Source organism: Aquimarina sp. AU474, assembly GCF_900312815.1.
Lineage (GTDB): Bacteria > Bacteroidota > Bacteroidia > Flavobacteriales > Flavobacteriaceae > Aquimarina.
The window spans coordinates 364,459-383,799 of record NZ_OMPE01000004.1 but is presented as its reverse complement, the minus strand read 5'-3'; the positions used below and the strand labels follow the sequence as shown (position 1 = coordinate 383,799).

Annotated in this window: 18 protein-coding genes and 1 riboswitch; of the genes, 16 read left to right on the top strand and 2 right to left on the bottom strand. The window is 33.5% G+C overall.

Annotated elements, in window-relative coordinates:
• Positions 1-55 precede the first annotated feature (55 nt).
• On the top strand, positions 56-1,600 hold the full coding sequence (locus DK508_RS02790; RefSeq protein WP_109299221.1) for a S41 family peptidase: 1,545 nt from the start codon (positions 56-58) through the stop codon (positions 1,598-1,600).
• Between the two features lie 78 nt (positions 1,601-1,678).
• On the opposite strand, the gene DK508_RS02785 is transcribed toward DK508_RS02790, so the two are convergent.
• The gene (locus tag DK508_RS02785) at positions 1,679-3,619 is read right to left on the bottom strand and encodes a TonB-dependent siderophore receptor (protein WP_109299220.1); all 1,941 of its coding nucleotides are present in this window, start codon (positions 3,617-3,619) and stop codon (positions 1,679-1,681) included.
• Between the two features lie 78 nt (positions 3,620-3,697).
• A riboswitch (cobalamin riboswitch) is annotated at positions 3,698-3,981 on the bottom strand.
• A gap of 83 nt (positions 3,982-4,064) precedes the next feature.
• Between DK508_RS02785 and DK508_RS02780 the strand changes: the two genes are divergently transcribed.
• Genes DK508_RS02780 through cobC form a run of 4 tightly spaced genes read left to right on the top strand, consistent with a single transcriptional unit; the run spans position 4,065 to position 6,936 of the window.
• Positions 4,065-4,571 carry a bifunctional adenosylcobinamide kinase/adenosylcobinamide-phosphate guanylyltransferase gene (locus DK508_RS02780; protein WP_109299219.1) on the top strand — a complete coding sequence of 169 codons (507 nt, stop codon included), beginning with the start codon at positions 4,065-4,067 and terminating at the stop codon, positions 4,569-4,571.
• Positions 4,572-4,588: 17 nt separating this feature from the next.
• A complete protein-coding gene (gene cobT / locus DK508_RS02775) occupies positions 4,589-5,623 on the top strand; it encodes a nicotinate-nucleotide--dimethylbenzimidazole phosphoribosyltransferase (protein ID WP_109299218.1) in 1,035 nt (344 codons plus the stop codon).
• A 48-nt stretch (positions 5,624-5,671) separates the two neighbouring features.
• Positions 5,672-6,436, top strand: coding sequence for an adenosylcobinamide-GDP ribazoletransferase (locus DK508_RS02770; RefSeq protein WP_109299217.1), 765 nt, complete (start codon positions 5,672-5,674; stop codon positions 6,434-6,436).
• The gene (gene cobC, locus DK508_RS02765) at positions 6,418-6,936 is read left to right on the top strand and encodes an alpha-ribazole phosphatase (RefSeq protein ID WP_109299216.1); all 519 of its coding nucleotides are present in this window, start codon (positions 6,418-6,420) and stop codon (positions 6,934-6,936) included. Before DK508_RS02770 ends, cobC begins: the two co-directional genes overlap by 19 nt.
• Positions 6,937-6,951: 15 nt before the next feature.
• On the opposite strand, the gene DK508_RS02760 is transcribed toward cobC, so the two are convergent.
• Entirely contained in the window at positions 6,952-7,608 is a 657-nt protein-coding gene (locus DK508_RS02760) for a diphthine--ammonia ligase (RefSeq protein ID WP_200831831.1), read from the bottom strand.
• A gap of 159 nt (positions 7,609-7,767) precedes the next feature.
• On the opposite strand from DK508_RS02760, the gene DK508_RS02755 reads away from it, so the two are divergent.
• From DK508_RS02755 to DK508_RS02705, 11 genes are all read left to right on the top strand, one after another.
• Positions 7,768-8,907, top strand: a complete 1,140-nt coding sequence (locus DK508_RS02755) for an ABC transporter substrate-binding protein (RefSeq protein ID WP_109299214.1) — start codon at positions 7,768-7,770, stop codon at positions 8,905-8,907.
• Positions 8,908-9,939 carry an iron ABC transporter permease gene (locus DK508_RS02750; RefSeq protein WP_109299213.1) on the top strand — a complete coding sequence of 344 codons (1,032 nt, stop codon included), beginning with the start codon at positions 8,908-8,910 and terminating at the stop codon, positions 9,937-9,939. It begins immediately after the preceding gene.
• Between the two features lie 74 nt (positions 9,940-10,013).
• Positions 10,014-10,592, top strand: a complete 579-nt coding sequence (locus DK508_RS02745; RefSeq protein ID WP_109299212.1) for a DUF1572 family protein — start codon at positions 10,014-10,016, stop codon at positions 10,590-10,592.
• Positions 10,593-10,832: 240 nt separating this feature from the next.
• Positions 10,833-11,951 (top strand): DNA polymerase III subunit beta, encoded by a 1,119-nt coding sequence (gene dnaN / locus DK508_RS02740; RefSeq protein ID WP_109299211.1) that lies wholly within the window; start codon positions 10,833-10,835, stop codon positions 11,949-11,951.
• Positions 11,952-12,120: 169 nt separating this feature from the next.
• Complete coding sequence (locus DK508_RS02735; protein WP_160114536.1) at positions 12,121-12,513, top strand: hypothetical protein; 393 nt, start codon at positions 12,121-12,123, stop codon at positions 12,511-12,513.
• An 81-nt stretch (positions 12,514-12,594) separates the two neighbouring features.
• On the top strand, positions 12,595-12,993 hold the full coding sequence (locus DK508_RS02730) for a hypothetical protein (RefSeq protein WP_109299209.1): 399 nt from the start codon (positions 12,595-12,597) through the stop codon (positions 12,991-12,993).
• A gap of 156 nt (positions 12,994-13,149) precedes the next feature.
• Positions 13,150-14,148, top strand: coding sequence for an NAD-dependent epimerase/dehydratase family protein (locus DK508_RS02725; protein ID WP_109299208.1), 999 nt, complete (start codon positions 13,150-13,152; stop codon positions 14,146-14,148).
• 17 nt (positions 14,149-14,165) lie between these two features.
• Complete coding sequence (locus tag DK508_RS02720; RefSeq protein ID WP_109299207.1) at positions 14,166-15,014, top strand: alpha/beta fold hydrolase; 849 nt, start codon at positions 14,166-14,168, stop codon at positions 15,012-15,014.
• A 37-nt stretch (positions 15,015-15,051) separates the two neighbouring features.
• Complete coding sequence (locus DK508_RS02715) at positions 15,052-15,987, top strand: threonine/serine dehydratase (RefSeq protein ID WP_109299206.1); 936 nt, start codon at positions 15,052-15,054, stop codon at positions 15,985-15,987.
• Positions 15,988-16,136: 149 nt separating this feature from the next.
• The gene (locus DK508_RS02710) at positions 16,137-16,496 is read left to right on the top strand and encodes a BlaI/MecI/CopY family transcriptional regulator (RefSeq protein ID WP_109299205.1); all 360 of its coding nucleotides are present in this window, start codon (positions 16,137-16,139) and stop codon (positions 16,494-16,496) included.
• Positions 16,496-19,255: a M56 family metallopeptidase gene (locus tag DK508_RS02705; RefSeq protein WP_109299204.1), complete on the top strand. Its 2,760-nt coding sequence runs from the start codon at positions 16,496-16,498 to the stop codon at positions 19,253-19,255. The genes DK508_RS02710 and DK508_RS02705 overlap by 1 nt, the downstream gene beginning before the upstream one ends.
• Positions 19,256-19,341 lie beyond the last annotated feature (86 nt).

Genomic DNA, 19,341 nt, shown 5'->3' with positions numbered 1-19,341 from the left:
GTATTGCTTAGTATTAGATAAAATCATATTTTTACAAAAATTTAACATTTAAGCTATGAATGCAATCAAATTAAAATTATTACCCCTTTACCTACTTTCATTGCTATTACTTTTTTCTTGTTCTAGTGATGATGATGGCCCAGATCCAGGTCCCGTGGCCATTAATAATCCCGATCAAGATATAGATGAATTTATTTGGCGAGGTATGAATTTTTGGTATTTATATAAAGGAAGCGTTAATGATTTAGCCAATGATAGATTCGCAAATGATCAAGAGTTATTTCAATTTTTACAACAATTTGATTCTCCTGAAGCAACCTACGATGCTTTAAAATCCACAAGGACCATAACTGTTAACAATCAAGTTTTTAATGAGGATCCTTTTAGTTTTATCATTCCGGATTATGTAGTTTGGGAAAATTCGCAACAGGGTGTTGTAACCAGTAATGGTATGAGTGCAGGTTTTATAGTAGTCCCAAACACTAATAATGTTTTAGGATATGTACGCTACGTTGTACCTGGGAGCGATTCTGATACTAAAGGAGTTACCAGAGGAATGTATTTTGACGCAATTGATGGTATAAAATTGACTACAGCAACAGATTTAAGTGCATCTTTTTTTAGTCCTAATGCCTATACCATTGATATTGTTACTTTTGATGGAGCAACAGTAACAGGAACCGGACAAACCATTTCGTTAACAAAAGCCGAAATAACAGAAAATCCAATTCTTAGCTCAAAAACTATAGATTACCAAGGAGAAAAAATTGGATATATGATGTATAATGCATTCCGTGATCCTTTTGACGGAGACCTTAACGATGCATTTGGCCAATTTAAAAACGATGGTATAACAGATTTGATACTAGACTTAAGATATAACCGAGGTGGATCAGTTAGAAGTACTACAGTATTAGCTAGCTTAATTACTGGCCAATTTACTGGTGAAATTTTCAATAAAAGAAATTATAACCCAGAAGTACAGGCTATCTTCCAAGATCAAGCTCCACAAGTTCTTACTGATATATTTACCAATGTGACTCTTGAAGGAAACAATACCCCTCTAAATACATTAGGTTTAACAAGAGTTTATGTTTTGACCTCAAGATTAAGTGCTTCGGCCAGTGAATTAATATTAAACGGTCTTGATCCTTATATAGATGTTATACAAATTGGTGAAACCACTTCTGGAAAATACCAAGGATCTATTACAATTTATGACACTGATAATTTTTCAAGAACTGGTCCTAATCTAAATCCTGATCATAGGTATGCCATACAACCGCTGGTAGTAAAATCATCGAACGCTAACGATGTTACAGATTATGCCGCTGGATTTTTAGCTGATGTGTCCTTCAGTGAAATTAATAGATTATTCGCTGGGCAAGATATTGGAGTAATTGGAGAAGTTGATGAACCTCATTTAAAAACCGCTCTGGATTTAATTACCATGGGTACAACTGCAACTACAGATAGTAATAAGGTTGGAATTACCGATCATGAATTATATTGGGATCCGGAATCAGAACTTCCTGGTTATCAGCATATGTATTATGATCTTGAAAACAGTCCATTTTCCAGAACAACAACAAAAGAGTAAGACTTTTCTTATTATATTAAAAAACCCGTTCTAAAAATTAGAACGGGTTTTTTATTGTTTGTTATTTACAATAATGAATTAGAACTCTAGATTAAATCCTATTCTTGCATTTCTTCCTTTTGTACTAAATCCAAGGATTTCTTGATAATCTTCATTAGTAATATTACTTAAAGAAGCATATACGCTTAATCTTTTCATTAATTGGTGGCTTACATAAAAATCTAATAAACCGTAACTGTCCAATGAAACTGGTGTTGGGGCAAAAGTAACTGGATCTACATTAGCAAAATCATTGTCTGCTCTTTCGGTATTAAATTGATAACTTAAAGAAGTGTAGGTTTTATCATTCCATTGATACCCTATATTAGCATTAAGCATATGCTCAGGTATTCTAATATTATCATCTAGTTTATCGATATTAGTGTAGGTGTAATTTGCTCGAATAACTAACTTATCATCTACTAACTTTGCCGAGGTCTCTAACTCTACTCCATCAACATCAATATCTGTAGGTGAGTTAAAGTTTACAAAAGTTGTAGGATCAAAAGTGATAAAATTCTCTGATTTTCTGTTAAAATAAACCACACTTACAGTTGCTCTTTTTTCATGAGATAATTCAACACCCGCCTCTATGGTCGTACTCTCTTCGGGATCTAAATCAGGATTACCAGTAAAGAAGGCTGAATCAAATAATTGAAACAATGATGGTGTAATATACGCAGTACTATATGAAGCTAACCCTTTGATATAATTGCTCCCAAAAGTATGTGTAAATGATGGGTTAACACTATATACCAACTGATTGCCATAGGTACTATGAATATTTAAACGAGCTCCTGCATTAACATTTAATCCAAAGTCAGAAGTATATACAACATTAACATATGGATCTACGATGTCAAAATCTGCATCATTATCATTAATGGTTTGTACAAGGTCATCACTTCCGAAAGGAATATTAAACAAATTAAAATCGCTATTCGACCCATTTACCCCTAAAACCGTGTAAAATGTATTATTAAAATTATATTTATTATATACATCAAAAGTATAGATCTTACTTTCATATCGTGAAGGGAAACTTGAATCAAACTCACGTTCTAATAAAGCATAACTATTTACTGCATTAAAACTTCCGTTTTTATATTTCAATTCAAACGCGAAACCTCCTCGTAGTTGCTCACTATCGAAACGATTGTCTCCGTCTACTCCTGCTCCCGCATCAAAATCATTTTTGTATCGATCGATATTTCCGAAAAAGTGAAACTTAAAATTTTTATTCCACTGATATCCTAATTTGGTATATACATTATATTTTGAAAACGCATCGCTCTCTGCTCCTTCCGCTTCGGCAGCCGATACTCCATCAGAAAACTGATTTCCAAAATTTGCAACATAACTTACTTTTCCTAAGGTACCATTAACCGAAGCAAAGTTTACAAAATCATTAATGTCATAATCTTGATCTTCTTGCGATTGATTGGTTCCGATACTGGATTGAAAATTGGCCGAAATTTGCTCTTTACTACCTGATTTTGTAGTAATATTAATCACAGCTGTTGCCGCTCCTGATCCATACAAAGTACTAGATGCTCCTTTAAGGATTTCTATTTCTTGTATTTGATTTACAGATAATAATCTAAGATCAAAATCACCACCAGAGGTAGAAGGGTCACTTACTGTTAATCCATCTACTCTAATTACTACCTGGCGATTTCTACCTCCTCGAATGTATACGCCCAAATTTTGTCCTGCAGGGCTACCGTTACCATTAATAAACAGTCCTGCTGTTCTTGTTAATACGGTGGCTACTGATTCTCCTTGGTAACGCCCCAACTCTTCGGCTGTAATCTTAGTGATTACCTTACCGCTCTGTTCTCGTTTTAAACTGAATTTTGAATCAGAAATAACTACTTCTTCTAATTCATTTACAGTTTCGTTTTCTTGAACCTCCTGTCCAAATACAACAGAGGATCCCAACATCATAAATGCTGCTCCAAAAAAAACTTTTTTGTTCATTACTTAATTACTTATTTTTTTACAATAACCGGAAAAAAGTATGTAGTTTCCCCATACCCAAACCTTTATCCCGAAAGTTTGATACTCGTGAATAAAGGCAGGTCTCCTGGCTTGCGTCTTGTTGTTTACCTTCCCGTTTCGAAATTATCGAGACAGTGGTTCTAGCAGAACTAACAACAAGCACCAATTACAAATTGACACATTACATATCAATTATCAATCGGCACAGCTTACAGTTGCGGGAACAGCTCAGGAATATTAATTTACATCGTTATATTAACTACATAATTATTTCACCTGATTCCCTTTTAATCTTCAACTCTTATATGAAGAGCATCAGAACCAAAATTCTGCGCGAATGTATTATATTTTATGGAATTTGAGATTACTTTAACAAATAAATAATTTATAGAACTACCTTTGCGATCTCTAAAACACAATGTACATGTTATACTACGTTACAGGGGGAGAACGCTCGGGAAAAAGTAGTTATGCGCAGAATCTTGCATTAGAATTATCCCAAGCCCCCTATTACTTGGCAACTTCACGTATTTGGGATGGTAACCATCGTAAACGAATAGATCGCCATATCGCAGATCGAGATGACCGATGGACATCTATCGAAGAAGAAAAAGAAATTGCTAAAGTTATTACCACAGGAAGTGTAGTTGTTATTGATTGTGTTACGCTATGGCTTACCAATTTTTTTGTAGACACCAAAAATGATGTATCTCAATCGTTAACTCTAGCCAAACAAGAATTTGACAAATTACTTCAGATTAACGCTACCATCATTATTATTTCTAACGAAATTGGAATGGGAGTTCACGCTACTACTGAGATAGGAAGAAAATTTACAGAACTACAGGGCTGGATGAATCAACACATCGCCAAACATGCCGATAAGGCTATTTTAATGGTCTCTGGGATACCTGTAGAAATTAAAAGTTAAAACTAATAAAACTACACATGGATTTTAACATCGAACATGTTTCGAATGAGGAGTTGAAAAAAACTCTGCAATCTAAAATAGATCAAAAAACAAAACCAATTGGCGCCCTTGGAACCCTGGAAGAACTTGCTATGCAAATAGGCATGATTCAAAATACGGATCAACCTAAACTTATTAATCCCAGCATCGTTGTTTTTGCTGGAGATCATGGAATCGCAAAGAGCATGCAGGTAAACCCATATCCACAAGAAGTTACTACCCAAATGGTTTATAATTTCTTAAATAATGGAGCGGCTATTAATGTCTTTTGTCAACAAAACAATATTGACTTAAAAATAGTAGATGCGGGAGTTAACCATGATTTTGAAGGGGTTACGGGTTTAATCGATGCAAAAATTGATTATGGAACTAATGATTATCGGCACGAAGCTGCAATGAGCCCTAAACAATGTAACTTGGCTATACAAAGAGGGGCTGATATTATAAATACTATTTATGATCAAGATTGTAATGTAGTAGGATTTGGGGAGATGGGAATAAGTAATACTTCTTCTGCCTCCTTATTAATGTCCTATTATACAAAAATCCCAATTCGTGAATGCGTTGGTTCTGGCACAGGGCTTGAACCAAAAGCTATTACTTTAAAAAAAGAAATTTTATCAAAAGTATTTGATAGATACACACCATCCACTAGTATCGATGCGTTAGCCAATTATGGAGGTTTTGAGATCGCTATGATCGTTGGGGCTATTTTAAGGGCCGCAGAACTTAAAATGACAATCGTTATTGATGGTTTTATTGTCACAGCTGCATTCCTAGCTGCATTTGATATCCACCCAGAAGTTATCGATTATTGCGTATTTGCGCATACTTCTGGAGAACAAGGGCATCAAAAAATGCTTGAATTCGTAAATAAAAAACCTTTATTAAACTTAGGAATGAGGTTAGGAGAAGGTACTGGAGTTGCGGTTGCCTACCCCATCATAACATCGGCAGTAGCATTTTTAAATACTATGGCAAGTTTTGAAAGCGCAGGAGTATCAAACAAATAACAAAACAATCTAGTTCTGTACAAGAATTAGTGAATAGGCTTTAACACAATGAAAAAAGAAATTCATATTTTTTTTACGGCACTAATGTTTTTTACACGGATCCCCTGCCCTAAATGGGTAAATCATGATCCTGATTATTTAAGATTAAGTGCAAAGTACTTTTCTCTTGTAGGCAGTATAGTTGGTAGTATTGGGGCGATTGTCTTTTATGGGTTTTCTTTAATTTTTTCTGTTGAAATTGCATTACTCTTATCTATGTTTTCTACTGTGTATGCTACAGGGGCTTTTCATGAAGATGGTTTTGCAGATGTATGTGATGGTTTTGGTGGCGGATGGACTAAAGACAAGATTCTTTTGATCATGAAAGATTCGCGGTTAGGTACTTACGGTACTATTGGATTACTTTTGTTATTGTCAATAAAATTTGCTGCATTACGAGAAACCGAACTGTATTATATTCCACTTATTATCATTTCGGGGCATAGTGTAAGTCGCTTTATAGCCACAACCTTGATCTACACGCATCCCTATGTTAGAGATACAGATGACAGCAAAGCTAAACCTGCTGCAAAAAGTATACATTCTTCTACATTATTAATTAGTGGAATTTTAGGTATTATCCCTTTGTTCTTATTTAAAAACCCATGGATATTTCTTACATTGATCCCAATGTATCTATCTAAAATGTGGTTAGGAGGCAAATTCAAAAAATGGATCGGAGGCCAAACAGGAGATTGTGCAGGTGCAGTTCAACAATTAAGTGAAGTGATATTTTACCTTTCAACAATAGCCCTATGGAAATATATTTGGTAAGACATACCACTCCTAATATCGATAAAGGTATTTGTTATGGTCAAAGTGATATTGGCATTACCGATTCGTTTCAAACCGAAGTAGAAAAAATACACAATCAAATTCCAATTTCTGAAATCTCTAAAATATATTGCAGCCCCTTGCAAAGGTGCAAATTATTAGCAAAAACTTTTAAAAAAGAAGTCGTGTTTGATAACCGCCTCAAAGAACTCAATTTTGGAGATTGGGAATTACAACCTTGGGATGCCCTCCCTCAAAAAGAACTTCAACCTTGGATGGATGATTTTGTTAATGTACAAGTTCCTAATGGCGAATCCTATGTAGAACTGCAGCAGCGAATATTATCCTTTTTTTCTTCGTTAGATCTATCGCTAACTGAAAAAAACATTATTGTGTCACATGCTGGTCCACTTAGAGCTTTACTTTCTCATATTAGACAAATTGATCTTAAAGATTCTTTTAATATAAAAATAGGCTATGGAGAAGTAATTAAATTGTAATCCAATTTTGTAACCTTATACCATTTTGAGATGCAAAAAATTATAATTAGATGTTGTCTCTTTTTCTAAAATCTCAATTTCAATTTTATTCTTAAAAAAGGGAGCATTCGTTACTAAGGTATGATACTCTCCATTTTCACCACAAGTATCTATTCCTAAGTTTTCCAATTCATTGACAAGGTTATGATCTATAGTTCTACCTAAGAAATCCTTTCCTAATTGATGATTACATGATACAATTATGGCTTCGATACCATAATCTATCATATCCAGTACTAATTGTTTTCTCGATTGCTGCCATAACGGAAGGATTGGATGTAAACGAGCAGCTTTGGATACTTTTTCTTCCCAAGCCCTATGGGATATGATATCAATATCACCAAAAACAGAGGTATCAATATCATAAGTTTCTGTTAGTGAAACAAGGTTTTGAATGTACAATCGTTCGTAATCATTCCAGGTACTTTCAAAAAAATGAATAGGTAAACCCATTGCGTCTGCTTGTGCCATCAAAACATCTTTGGGTATACCATGAGATCGAGATCTATCACCGTATTCATTTAACACATTAAGTAAAACTGTAGGTATCATCCCTTTATCTTTTGCCAAATGCAATGCATAACAGCTATCCTTTCCTCCACTCCAGGAGCACATAAATGGATTCTTGTTCATTTAAAATAATTCTTATTGTTTTAATTTCTCGTTAAATCATTTCAGCACCACAAATTAACACTAAATCCAATTAATGTATTTAAAAACTATTATCGATTTAAAATTGTTTTAAGTTTAAAATTGCCCTGATTTATTACTTTTACAGAAACAATTTTTACTATGCGCAGCATTATTGCATTTTCACTACTGTTCATTCTATGCACTTCTTGCAAAAAAACTAAAGAAAAAACAGAACAGCTTACTGTAATGTATCTGGCTCCTCAGAATATAGAATATGCCAAAGGGTTTTCTATACAGCATCATAAAACGTATAAAGAGATAAAAGTTACATCTCCTTGGCCAAATGCAAAAAAAGAGCTCAGGTATATATTACATCCCAAGGGAACAGAAAAGCCCTTTTCGGCTCCAAATACAATATTTATTCAAGTACCTATAGAACAGGTTGTTGTTACATCAACAACTGATATTCCGATGCTGGAGTATTTAAATTTAGAAGAAAAATTGGTCGGTTTCCCACATACAGATTATATTTCTTCAGAAAAAACAAGAGTTCTTATAGACAAGGGTAATATTAAAGAACTCGGAAAAGAATACAACTTAAATACTGAAGTGGTACTAGAACTTAATCCGGAGCTTATTATTGGGTTTTCGGCTACTGGTGACACAAAGGCTTATGATCTTATTCAAAAAACAGGAATACCTGTGGTTATGAATGGTTCCTGGATGGAAGAGCATCCTTTGGGAAGGGCCGAATGGATAAAATTTGTCGCTGCATTTTTTGGTAAAGAAACTGCTGCCGAAGAAATTTTTCAAAATATCAAAAAGGATTATAACGAAGCTACTACTTTGGCACAAAGCACTACCAAATCTCCAACAGTATTGTCTGGAAATATGTATAAGGATGTATGGCATGTTCCTGGCGGAAATAGTTTTGTGGCTAAATTTTTGAAAGATGCAAACACCAATTATATTTGGGAAGATATTAAAAAAACCGGAAGCATCGCGTTGAGTTTTGAAAGTGTTCTCGAAAAGGCTCAAAATGCAGACCTTTGGATAGGATCAGGAAATTCTAGATCTCTTTTAGCGCTAAAAGAAAGAAACCATCAGTACGCTTTATTTGATGCATTTAAAAATAAAACCGTATATTCTTCAACATTAAAACTTGGAGCCAAAGGTGGTTTAACTTATTATGAATTGGGCCCTATGAGACCCGATTTGATACTTAAAGATATTATTAAAATTGCGCATCCAGAACTTTTAACAAATTACGAACCTTATTTTTTCGAAAAGCTTAATTAATTGACCCCAAACAAATCATACAAAAAAGTTTTTATTGGTATCAGTGTGCTTTTAGGTATTTGTTTTATTACAAATATTAGTCTGGGCTCGGTGATCATTCCGTGGTTAGATACCTTAAGTAGTCTTTTTGATGGTCCCGTCGAAAAAGAATCCTGGAAACATATTATCATCAATTATCGCCTACCAAAAGCTTTTACTGCTATTATAGTTGGTAGTGGATTGGGGGTTTCTGGTTTAATGATGCAGACCTTATTTCGAAACCCACTTGCCGGTCCTTTTGTCTTGGGTATTAGCTCGGGCGCAAGTTTAGGTGTTGCCATCTTAATCTTAAGCAGTTCTTTTACGGGAGCGGCATTATCGGTGTTTTTAATTTCAAAATGGGGATTAGTTATTGCTGCAAGTTTAGGTAGTGTATTAGTATTGTTTATGGTTATGCTCGTTTCTATTAGAGTGAGAGATACCATGGCAATTCTTATTATAGGCCTCATGTTTGGTAGTATAACATCGGCAATCGTAAGTGTGCTTTCCTATTTTGCACCTGCAGATCAATTACAACAATACATTTTTTGGGGATTTGGGAGTTTAGGTAATCTATCCTGGAATGATGTCCTTATCTTTTTCGGAATATCTTTTTTAGGGTTGTTATTATCTATTCTTGCGATTAAACCATTAAACACATTATTACTGGGCGAAAATTATGCCCGAAGTCTAGGGTTAAATATAAAAAATAGTCGATTTCTGATAATTATGGCAACTGGATTATTAGCAGGAAGCAGTACTGCATTTGCTGGCCCCATAGCATTTATTGGATTAGCAGTACCACATCTTACTCGACAACTTTTTCATACTTCTGATCATAAAATCTTAATTCCTGCTGTAGTATTAATAGGAAGTATTATTATGTTGGTATGTGATACCATTGCACAATTACCTTCTAGTCAATATACACTCCCTATCAATGCAATCACATCATTAATAGGAGCGCCAGTAGTAATATGGCTTTTAGTAAGGAAACGTAAAATGTTATTCTAATTAGAATAATTTTGTAATCCTTATTTTTAATATGTTCTAAAACCTGTATCTTTAAAACAAACCACATAATCCGTATGAACGCCACTCAATATCTTGAAGGAATACAAAAGCAATTTAAATACTATCAATCTTTAGGAGAAAAAACGATTGCGCAACTTCCCAATGAGCAACTTTTTTGGCAGTATAATGACGATAGTAATAGTATTGCCATTATCATTAAACATCTTTGGGGTAATATGAAATCGAGATGGACCGATTTTTTAACCTCTGATGGCGAAAAAGAATGGAGAATGCGTGATGCAGAGTTTGAAGATGATATTAAAACCAAAGAAGAAGTATTAATTAAATGGAATGATGGATGGCAGTGTCTTTTTGATGCTCTAGATAGTATTAATGAAACTAATTTCGACAATCCTATTTACATTCGTAATATCGAACATAGCATCACCGAGGCTATTAATAGACAATTAGCGCATTACTCATATCATATCGGACAAATTGTAGTGATCGGAAAAATGATTGCAGGACCTTCATGGCAAAGTTTATCTATCCCAAAAGGAGAATCATCGGTATATAACAAAAAACGTTTTGAACAACCCAAACACAAAGCACATTACACCGATAAACTTATGGACGATTCTTCTAAGCAATAAATCAAAAATCATCGTTTGTAATTTATAATTGGTAGCAGATAGTCAATAACTCCCTTAGGTTTGTTAATAACTATGGTTTTATGCATACCAAAATCCTTATCGATTACGATTATATTTGCGTAAAACTGAGTAAAACTGTCGCTCGTATTTATTAAATAGATCATTACAATGCTACTCGAATAGTATCAATGTATTACGGAAAATTTTGTTTTACAACTAACAAACAATAAAGAAACACCAATGAAATTTATAGTATCCAGTTCATACTTATTAAAACAACTCCAGGTACTAGGTGGGGTAATTAATAACAGCAACACCTTACCTATATTAGATAATTTTTTGTTTGAATTAGATAATAATGCATTAACTGTTTCTGCATCTGATTTGGAGACTACTATGTCTACCAAACTAGAAGTAGAATCTTCTGATCAGGGAATTATAGCAGTGCCTGCCAAATTACTGTTAGAGACGTTAAAAACTTTTCCTGAGCAACCGCTAACCTTTGTAGCGGGTGATAACAACACTGTAGAAATAAGTTCTAATCATGGTAAATATGCTTTGGCTTATGCAAATGGTGAAGAATTTCCTAAAGCGGTAGAGTTAGAAGACCCAAGTGCTACAACTCTTTTGGGTGATATTTTAGCTACTGCAGTAAGTAAAACTATTTTTGCAACAGGTAATGATGATCTAAGACCTGTAATGAGTGGTGTGTTTTTTCAATTTTCTACAGAAGGCTTAACATTTGTGGCTACTGATGCTCATAAGTTGGTAAAATATACGCGTGGTGATGTAAAAGCCTCACAATCGGCAGAGTTTATTATGCCAAAAAAACCTTTAAACTTATTAAAAGGAATTCTAGCAGGAAGTGATAGTGAAGTCTTGATCGAATATAATGAATCTAATGCTAAGTTTACTTTTGACGAAACTCAATTGATCTGTAGATTAATCGACGGAAAATATCCTAATTACGAGGCTGTAATCCCAAAAGAAAACCCTAATAAATTAACTATAGCTCGAACGCAGTTCTTAAATTCTGTGAGAAGAGTATCTATTTTCTCTAATAAAACAACCCATCAAATTCGTTTAAAAATTGCCGGAGCAGAATTAAATGTATCTGCAGAGGATATTGATTATTCTAATAAAGCCGAAGAAAGACTAACATGTGATTATCAAGGTGATGATATGCAAATAGGATTTAATTCACGTTTTCTTAGTGAAATGCTTAATAACCTAAATGCCGATGATGTGCAGTTAGAAATGTCATTACCTAATAGAGCAGGAATTCTTACACCTGTAGATGGTTTAGATGAAGGTGAACATGTGACCATGTTGGTAATGCCAGTGATGCTTAACAATTAATATACTTTAAATACTATATAGAAAATCCAACCTCTTACAGGTTGGATTTTTTGTTAAAAACGATGATCTATTATAAATAAATCAGCTTTTTTAAAAGAGTTTAGAAAAAAATAACGAGATTTAAACATTAGTTAAAGCATTATTTACCCCAAATAAAGTAATCAAAAACATGAAAATCAAGCTATTTTCCTTATTGCTATTACTAGTTATTATTACGATGAGTTTTACTACTCAAAATAATAATGATGACAAATATACGTATGTACTTACTGTGACATCTCTTAATGATCAGACACAAAATTTTGATCTTATTCTAAAGAGTCCAAATAAAAAAGATGTTATATTCAAAGATTTAAAAACTCCTTTTGAAAAGAAACTAGGTGTCGGTACTTATGATATTATTGTTGATAAAGGTATTGCAGATGGGTCTATTGAAGCAAATGTAGCAGGAGTACTTAAAGAAAAAAAATGGACGTGGGCTGTTTACTCCAACAAGGATCACAAAATGATAAAACTTCAGGCAGGTCCCGAAGGTCAAACCGGAGTACTTACAGATTGGTAGTTACGATTTTCTTTTTTTAAACATTAAAATGAATGAAAAAATAGCCTTATTATAAAATTATATATCTAAAAAAGTATCATTATGAAAATTAAAATTATAGCTATACTTGTTCTTATCGGAATTGTTGGCACAAGTTTTACTACCGAAAATGTAAATGAAGGGTACACTTATCTTCTAACAGTAAAATCAGTAAAGGGTACTGTCGAGACTTTTGATTTAAAAATCCTAAGTTATTCGAATACAAGCAGAGAACCTAAAGAAACTATCTTAAAAGCAGTACAAACTCCTTTTGAGAAAAACTTGGGTAATGGTAAACATGTTATCACAATAACTTCAGATAAAGACGATGCTTCTATTGAAGGAATGGTGGTAGGTGTTTTAAATGGTGAAAAGAAAGGATGGGCATCCTCTAAAAATGAAAGGACTAAAGTAATTGATTTACAGGCCGGACCTGGAGGAGAATACAGAGCTGCTCAATAAAAGTAAAGATATTGATCAACATCTATTGTATTACATTAAAAACTCCATGTAATATGTCGATAAAGGTTAATTGTTAAAATATATATTCGGCCTCTGATTAGAGGCCATTTTTTTAGCATCAAGAATTTAAATGATAGATCAAAATATAATGATGATATGAAAAAAATTGCAGTTATAGGAGCAACCGGAATGTTAGGGCATCACGTCGCCAAACACATTTTAGAAGATCCAGATAACTTGCTTTACGTTATTCATAGAAAAACTTCGGATCTCTCATCAATTAATGAACTGGATTATAACGGACGAATAGCTGATCTCAATGATCAAGAAAGTCTTTCAAAATCTTTTGAAGGGTTGGACTATGTTCTTAATTGCGGAGCCTACTACCCTTCTGCTCCAAAACCATTGAAGGATGAAATAAAAATTGCCAAACAACAAATGGGTAATTTTATTAATGCTCTTAAGAAGAGTACCGTTACAAAAGGACTTTACCTTGGCGGAGCCATTGCAATACCAAAATCCGATAGTGGTACAGCCAACGAAAATGAGATTTATACTAGTAGTCCAAAAAACAAATCTGCTTATGTTCAAGTAAAATGGATTATGGATAAAATGGCAAGAGAAGCTGGCCAATCAGGTATTCCGATTGTAATCGGTATACCTTCTATGACCTTTGGGGAATATGACCATGGACCATCAACAGGGCGTATTATTACCAATACAATAAACCAAACATTACCAGGGTTTGTAAATGGTAATCGAAACGTTATTTATGCTGGTGATGCTGCAAAAGGCCTTCTGGCGGCCTGTATTCATGGTCGTATTGGTGAACGCTACCTTATCACCGGAGAGAATATTTCTATGAAGGATGTTATTCATAAAATAATTACGATCGAGGGTATGGATACAATACCTAAAGAAGTATCACTTGGTCTGGCCAAAATGGTTTCTAAATTTAAAATTACAAAATACAAGTTATTTGGTGGTGAATTACCTTTACTTGATGATACTGCCATTGCCGTAATGTCTGCAGGGCAATTTTTAGACGGCAATAAAGCCAAAAAAGAATTAAATTATGAGCCTAAGACTTCGATAGATACTGCTATACAAAAGACAATAGCTTGGTTTAAGTCCAATAACTATATTAAAAGCTAAATTATCACTTTTATTAAATGATCAACATTAGAACTAAAGACGGTTATTTACTTTCGGCAAATATGTACTTGGCGTCTGCATCTATACCCAAAAATAAAGTTTTAATCATTAATTCGGCTACTGCCGTGAGTAAGACTTTATATCATCATTATGCTACATTGATGTCCAAAAAAGGGTATAATGTAATTACTTATGATTATCGAGGTATTGCCGACTCAAGACCCAAACGATTAAGAGGTTTTAAAACTACATTTCTTGAATGGGGTCAACATGATTTTTCGGCTATTATAGATTATGCCAAAATAACTTTTGTAGACGATAAAATAATAGTATTAGGACATAGTATTGGTGGTACCATCATCGGAATGACAGAAAAAAACAAAGATATAAGCGGTATTATTACTATAGGTGCTCAAACTGCTTATTATAAAGATTGGTCAAAAAAACACAAAACCAAAATCTATATCATATGGCATATGATATTACCTATGATAACGACTGTTGTGGGGTATTTTCCTGGAAAAAGACTTCGAATGTTAGAAGATGTACCAAAAGGTGTGATCAAACAATGGCATAGTAGAAGGCACCACGAAAACATGAAAACACAATTAGAAACCAAAGGAGTACAATTCTTTTATCATACGTGCACTGCAAAATTACTCACCTTAGGTATTGAGGATGATCCTATAGGGACCGAAATAGCTATTAAGCGAATTCATGATTTTTTTGAGCAATCGGATAAAAAATTAGAGATGATAAAATTAGCTGATGTTCCTACTCAAAAAATTGGGCATTTTGGTTTTTTTAGTCGAAAGTTTAAAGACACACTTTGGGTAAAAACCTTAGACTGGTTTGATTCTATATAAAATCACCATTTACAATTAAAAAATGTAACACAACAACATGACTAAAAAAGATCTTACCGACTGCAGCGCACGAATAAAACCATATATCCACAGAACCCCAGTACTTACCTCTACTCTACTTAATGAAATCTCTAAAGCATCTATCTATTTTAAATGTGAAAATTTTCAACGCATGGGTGCTTTCAAAATGCGAGGTGCGGCTAATGCTATTTTACAATTATCAAAAGAACAACAATCAAAAGGTGTTGTTACTCATTCATCAGGGAATTTTGCGCAAGCATTATCTCTTGCTGCCAAAAGCCTCGGTGTAAAAGCGTATATAGTGATGCCATCTACAGCTCCCGAAGTAAAAAAAGAAGCAGTAAGGGGATATGGTGGAGAAATTATAGAATGTATTCCTACTCTTGAAGAAAGAGAAAAAGCAGCAGAGGTGATACAAAAAGAAAAAGGAGCGTTTTTTCTGCACCCTTCAAATGATCTTGATGTCATCCTAGGCCAAGGTACTGCAGCTCTAGAACTTTTGGAAGATTTACCTGATCTTGAATATATTTTCACTCCTATTGGAGGGGGTGGTTTAGTTAGTGGTACTGCCCTAGCAACTCATTATTTTGGGAATGATTGCAAGATCATTGGCGGAGAACCTTTTGAAGTTGATGATGCCTATCGTTCTTTGCAAAGTGGTGCAATTGAGACTAACACTACGGCTAATACTATTGCCGATGGCCTTAAGACCCAACTCGGTGATATCAATTTCCCTATCATACAAAAACATGTTTCTGAAATTATACGAGTAGAAGAACAAGAAATTATTAGCACAATGAAGCTAATATGGGAACGAATGAAGATAATTATAGAACCTTCTTCTGCAGTTGCGTTTGCAGCACTTTTACGAGAAAAACAACGTTTCGAGAATAAAAAAATTGGAATTATCCTTTCTGGTGGCAATGTGGATCTCGCTAAATTACCATTCTAGAATATATTCACAAATATTTAACAATACCCAAAAACTCTTTCAAAATCAACATCTTACAAGATTAATTCCTAACTCGTTAGTTAAACTACTAATAAATTAGTTGTAAAACTAATAAATTAGTAGTAGGTTTGTTTTGTAAAATAATTACCATGCAAAAATTAGCAAAAAGAGAAGAACAGATCATGCAAAGTTTATGGAAACTTGAGAAAGCTTTTATAAAAGAGATCATAGAAGAATTGACAGATCCAAAACCACATTATAATACCACTGCCACTATTGTAAAAATTCTTGAAGAAAAAGGGTTTATTAGCCACGTAGCTTATGGTAATAGTTTTCAATACTATCCATTGATATCCAAGGATGCGTATCAAAAAGAAGTATTAGGAGAGGTAGTACATAATTATTTTGATAACTCTCCTCTGGCCCTGGTAAAGTTCTTTGCTAAAGAAGAAAAAATCAATACCGAAGAATTAGAAGAAATTATTCAACTAATAAAAAACAAAAAGTAATGGATTACATCATTCATAGCTCCGCCTTAATAGCATTGTCTTATATTATTTATCGGTTTTTTCTATCAAAAGAAACGTTCTACGGTTTAAATCGGTGGGTACTATTATCTCTAATAGTATTATCATTTACCCTACCCTTTATAAGCATACCGGAAAATTTATCCTTCAAAAGTCTTTTGGCACAAGAAACGCTGGATACACCTGTGTTATCCAACATTTCTCCTGATACTATCGAATTATCACAGCCACCTGTAGTGCACCAAGAATCAACTACTTTATCTGAAAACACTTCTGTAATTACCGATTCGGTTGCTACCTCAATAAACTGGAAAACCATAGTACTATACATTTACATACTAGGAATCCTTGTGTTTGGTATTCATTTCCTTATTCAGTTAGGAGTTTTGGTATATCGAATGTTAAAATACCCTACAGTAGAAGTAGACGATTATAAAATTGTAGAAACTACCAAAAATCACGCACCTTATTCTTTCCTGAATCGCATATTCATGAATCCAAGTCAGTATAATCCTGATACATATTTACAGATTTTAAAGCATGAACAAATGCACATTAAAGGTAAGCATACTATGGATATGCTCCTTGTAGAATTGCTAGTCACGTTACAATGGTTTAACCCTTTTGCATGGTTATATAGAAAAGCTATTGATAATAATCTAGAATATCTTACAGATGACGGAATGCTTAATATAGGTGAAAATAAAGAAGCCTATCAAATGAATCTTTTAAAAGTCTCAACTCCTAATATGCCTACCGGCTTGGCAACAAGCTATAATCAATCATTTCTCAAAAAACGAATACTCATGATGAATTCAAAAAAATCAACTGCAAAATCAGGATGGAAATACCTAATCATTATTCCATTACTAGCGATTACGGTGCTTTCTTTTAATCCCGTTAAGCCAAATGAATCTTTGGTGAATACTACTGAAGAAACCATTGAAAATCCTGTCGTAAAAACAGATAAAACATCCATTTTAAAAATGGACTATACCAAAGGTGTCTGGGATGCCGAAGTTGGAGGTGGAAAACTCTGTATTATGTATAGGAGTGCCGAACCTCTTAAACGAAATTTTTGGTCTACTACAAGATGCTATGATCCCGTGTATTTTAATGGTTTCCCAAAAGGGGATAGACAACAACTAGTAATTACAAAAGATGCTGGAACCATGACCTATGTAGGGCAATTTGAAAACAATCTGGGAGATGGAAGATATACTTTTGCACCGGATGAAAGTTTTATAAAATCACTTAAAGCTTATGGCTTAGAGGGTAATAACAGAGATCTTGTGCATTGTTTTCTTACTGGTTTTGATAACACATATTTAAGTTATCTTAAAAAGGAAAATCTTAATATCGACCAGGATGATTTTGAAGATATCATTCATAAATCTCTTCCTCTTGATAAATTAAAAATGTACCGGAAAGAATTAACTGCACTGGGGTATAATCAATATACCATGGAAGAGATTAGCAAACTAAACCTTTTTGATGTTGATATCAAATACATCAAATTTATCAATAAACTGAATACAACTCAGGCTTCTTTAAAGAAAATTACGAAAGCAAAAATCCATAATGTAACTCCCGAATTTGTAACATCATATACTAATAAAGGATATGGTAAGATGTCTTTGGATGATTATATGAAATTAAAAATTCATAACGTAACTCCTGATTTTATAAGTTCGTTTAAGAAAGAAGGTTATGCTAACATATCCACAAAAGAAGCTAAAAACCTTAAGATTCATAACGTAACTCCAAAATACATTAAGTCTATTAAAAATATTGGATATACTAATGTTTCATTAAAAGAAGCGAAAGAATTAAAAATTCATAACGTATCACCAGCATATATTACGAGTCTTAAAAAAATTGGTTTCCCTAATATTACATTACAAGAAGCCAAAAAACTAAAAATTCATAATATTACTACCGATCTTATACAATCTTATAAAAAATCAGGACAAACCAATCTTAGTATACAAGATGTAATCAAATTAAAAATTCACAATGTAACTCCGGGACAGGTAAAAAGCTCGCATAATCATTCTGATGTTTTTGAAAGTTCAGATTCACAGTCAAGTTCTACCAATAGTTATGGTAAAAGCTATCAAGATAGTAAGGGTAACCCCAATGATTTTATTAAACAATTTAAAGAACTTGGATACAAGAACATTTCTGTAGATCAAATTATTTCACTCAAGATTCATAATGTAACTCCTGAATTTATTAAGAGATTCAATGCAGCCGGGTACAAAAACATTCCTATTGATGATGCTATAGGGTTAAAAATACATAATGTAACCCCAGAGTTTATCAATTCATTTAAGAAAGCTGGATACAAAAACATTACCTTAGACAAAGCGTCTTCTTTAAGAATACATAATGTATCTCCTGATACAGCTTCAGAATATGCCAAACTTGGATATAAGAATATCGGGATTGATGGATTGATCTCTCTAAAAATTCACAATGTATCTCCAGAATACCTGCAGGCATTCAAGAAAACTCGATTTGGAGATCTTCCTTTGGATGATATTATCTCGTTTAAAATCCATAGAGTAACTCCAGAATTTGTAAAATCCTTTGAAGATATTGGGTATAAAAACATTACTGCAGAGCAAGCACAAAGTTTAAAAATACATCGAGTAACTCCAGAATTTGTAAAATCTTTAAAAGAACAAGACAAGAATATATCCTTAGATCAGGCTATACGTATAAAAATACATTTTTAAGCGTATAAATTCGAACTAGCCATCATCAATCACTAAAAAGCTACTAGTTTAATCAGGTTAGTAGCTTTTTTTAAATACACTAGACT